The sequence below is a fragment of the Kitasatospora sp. NPDC057512 genome (genome assembly GCF_042802135.1).
Taxonomy (GTDB): domain Bacteria; phylum Actinomycetota; class Actinomycetes; order Streptomycetales; family Streptomycetaceae; genus Kitasatospora.
This window is the reverse complement of sequence record NZ_JBHVET010000853.1, coordinates 1-3,252: the sequence shown is the minus strand read 5'-3', so window position 1 is coordinate 3,252 and position 3,252 is coordinate 1. Positions and strand designations below refer to the sequence as shown.

The following is a 3,252-nucleotide window of genomic DNA, read 5'->3' as shown; positions in this document are numbered from 1 at the left end:
AGGCTGCCCCGGTCCGCCGGGATGCTCCGGCGGGGAGGGCGCTTCGCTGCGTCCTCCCCGCCGTGACGTTTCCCCGATGTACGACCGGCCGCACGCACGTCCGCACGTCCGCACGGCCCGTCCGTACGACCGGCCGCGCGACCGGTCAGTGGTGGAAGCCCGGCCGGGGCGCCACCCCGAGCTCCCGGAGCGGGACGGGCTGGCGCCGCAGCTCCGGCAGCAGCCGGTCGAGGTCGGCCAGCAGCAGGTCGGCGAGGTCCCGGGAGAAGCCGTTGCGGCAGACCACCCGGAGCACCGACAGGTCCTCCCGGTTCGCCGGGAAGGTGTACGCGGGGACCTGCCAGCCGCGCTCGCGCAGCCGCCGTGAGACGTCGAACACGTCGAACGGGACGTCCCCCTCGGTGGTGAGGGCGAACACCGGGAGCTGGTCGCCCCGGGTCAGCAGCCGGAAGCCGTCCAGCCTCCCGATCCGCCCGGCCAGGTAGGTGGCGACCTCACGGCAGGCGCCCTGGACGGCCCGGAAGCCCTCCCGGCCGAGCCGGAGGAAGACGTAGTACTGGGCCACCACCTCGGCGCCGGGCCGGGAGAAGTTGAGGGCGAAGGTCGGCATCTCGCCGCCCAGGTAGTTGACCCGGAAGACCAGCTCCTCCGGCAGCGCCGCCCGGTCGCGCCAGAGCGCCCAGCCCACGCCGGGGTACACCAGGCCGTACTTGTGGCCGGAGGTGTTGATCGAGGCCACCCGGGGCAGCCGGAAGTCCCAGACCAGCTCCGGGTCGAGGAAGGGCGCCACCATGCCGCCGGAGGCGCCGTCCACGTGCACCGGGACGTCGGTGCCGGTGCGCTCCTGGAAGGCGTCCAGGGCCGTGCAGATCTCCGCGACCGGCTCGTACGAGCCGTCGAAGGTGGAGCCGAGCACGCCGACCACCCCGATGGTGTTCTCGTCGCACAGGGCGACCGCCCGCTCGGCGTCCAGGTGGAAACGGGTGCCCTCCATCGGCGCGGTGCGCGCCTCGATCTCCCAGAAGTTGCAGAACTTCTCCCAGCACACCTGCACGTTGACGCCCATCACCAGGTTGGGCCGGGCCCCGGCGGCGTAGCGGTCGGCGTTGCGGTGCGTCCAGCGGCGCTTGAGCGCCATGCCGGCCAGCATGCAGGCCTCGCTGGAGCCGGTGGTGGAGCAGCCGACCGCGGCGTCCGGGTCGGGGGCGTGCCAGAGGTCGGCGAGGATCGCCACGCAGCGCCGCTCCAGTTCGGCGGTCTGCGGGTACTCGTCCTTGTCGATCATGTTCTTGTCGAGGCACTCGGTCATCAGCCGGGTGGCCTGGGCCTCCATCGAGGTGGTGACGAAGGTCGCCAGGTTGAGCCTGGCGTTGCCGTCCAGCATCAGCTCGTCGTGGATCAGCTGGTACGCGGTCTCGGCCGCGACGGGGACCTCGCCGAGCCGGTGCAGCGGCGGGGCCAGCTTCATCGCGCCCAGCGGGTCGGCGATGGTCGGGTACGGGCCGATGCTCAGCCGGCGGTCACCGCCGGCCCCCTTGTGCAGCGCCATGGCGTCCTGCCGTCCTTCGGGTCGGTGGCCGTGTCCCGTCCCACGCTGCCACCGGGGGCCGGGCGACGCATCCGCACGGTCCGTCACCCCCGCTCCGGGGCCCGGCCGTCACCCCCGCTCCGGGGTCAGGCCGCCGTCTCCGGGTGGACCTGGTCGCGGGCGGCCCGGTACTGCTGACGCACCGCCGAGCCGATCGCCAGGTCCTGCTCCCCGTCGGGCTCGACGGTCTCGGCGTCCGGCAGCTCCCACTCCGGCGGCTGCGGGGTGCCGGCCAGCGCCCAGGCGGCCTGCCGGGCGGCCCCGCGGGCGGCGTGCGCACCGGGCGGTGGCACCACGACCGGGACGCCGAACAGCATCGGGGCGATGTGCCGGACGGCGGGCAGCCGCCCGGCCGTGCCGAGCAGGAACACCCGCTTCACCGGGACGCCCTGGGCGCGCAGCACGTCGAGGGCGTCGGCGATGTTGCAGAGCATGCCCTCGACGGCGGCCCGGGCCAGGTGCTGAGGGGTCATCGCCTCGGCCCGCAGGCCGGTCAGGGTGCCGGCCGCGTGCGGCAGCGCGGGGGTCCGCTCGCCGTCCAGGTACGGCAGCAGCACCAGGCCGTAGGCGCCGGGGGAGGAGTGCAGGGCGAGGTCGCTCAGGCCCTCCAGGTCCCGGCCGAGCAGGGCGGCGGTGGAGCGCAGCACCTGGGCGGCGTTGAGGGTGGCGACCATCGGCAGGTGCCGGCCGCTGGCGTCGGCGAAGGAGGAGACCAGGCCGGACGCGTCGACCACGGCCTCCTCGTGCACCGCGAAGATCGTCCCGGCGCTGCCGAGCGAGACCACCGCGTCGCCCGGGCCGAGGCCCAGGCCCAGCGCCGCGGCCATGTTGTCCCCGGTGCCGGCCGAGATCAGCAGGCCCTCGGGGGTGTGCCCGGCGGGCTCGGCCGGGGGCAGGACGTCGGGCAGTCTGAGCTCGTGGCCGAGTGCCAGCTCCACCAGGTCCTGCCGGTACTCGCCGGTGATCGGCGACCAGTAGCCGGTGCCGGAGGCGTCGCCGCGGTCGGTGGTGCGGCGCTTGGGGTGGCCGAGCAGCTGCCAGACCAGCCAGTCGTGCGGCAGCAGCACCTCGGCGACCCGGCGGGCGTTGGCCGGCTCGAACTCGGCCAGCCAGCGCAGCTTGGCGACGGTGTACGTGGGGGCCGGCACGGAGCCGATCGCGGCGGTCCAGGCGGCCGGGCCGCCGAGGGCGTCCAGCAGCTTGGCGGCGGCGCCGCTGGAGCGCGGGTCGTTCCAGAGGATCGCCGGGCGGACCAGCACCCCGCCCGCGTCGAGGCCGATCATCCCGTGCTGCTGGGCACTGACCCCGATCGCCCGGACGCCCTCCAGCAGTCCGCCGGTCGCGGCGTCGCCGAGCGAGTGCAGCCAGACCTGGGGGTCGGCCTCGCCCGGGCGCAGGTCCTGGTCCTCGGGGACGGGGTGCGGAGCCTTGCCGGAGCGCAGGACGGCGCCGGTGTCGGCGTCGCACGCGACGATCCGGGTGCGGTTGGTCGAGCTGTCTATCCCCGCGACGATGGCCATGCCGAGATCATGCCTCAGCCCGGCCCGGGACGCGTCCGGGCCGGGCGGCCTGTTGCGGGTTCGCGACCCCGGGTTGGGGTGCGCTTGGCCCTGCTGTCACCGTCCGGTCACGGACGGCGGGTACCCGGCCGGACCGCCCCGGGT

General features: G+C 75.2%; 2 protein-coding genes. Both read right to left on the bottom strand.

Annotation, left to right across the window (positions count from 1 at the left end; all coding sequences use genetic code 11):
• Window positions 1-145: 145 nt before the first annotated feature.
• Window positions 146-1,549 (bottom strand): glutamate decarboxylase, encoded by a 1,404-nt coding sequence (locus ACFU6K_RS34765; protein WP_380669962.1) that lies wholly within the window; start codon window positions 1,547-1,549, stop codon window positions 146-148.
• A gap of 125 nt (window positions 1,550-1,674) precedes the next feature.
• Window positions 1,675-3,108, bottom strand: a complete 1,434-nt coding sequence (locus ACFU6K_RS34760; protein WP_380669960.1) for an FGGY family carbohydrate kinase — start codon at window positions 3,106-3,108, stop codon at window positions 1,675-1,677.
• Window positions 3,109-3,252 lie beyond the last annotated feature (144 nt).

Bases quoted from the DNA above. Each gene is read 5' to 3' on its own strand.
- ACFU6K_RS34765 (WP_380669962.1), bottom strand. From the start codon at position 1,549: ATGGCGCTGCACAAGGGGGCCGGCGGTGACCGCCGGCTGAGCATCGGC.
- ACFU6K_RS34760 (WP_380669960.1), bottom strand. From the start codon at position 3,108: ATGGCCATCGTCGCGGGGATAGACAGCTCGACCAACCGCACCCGGATC.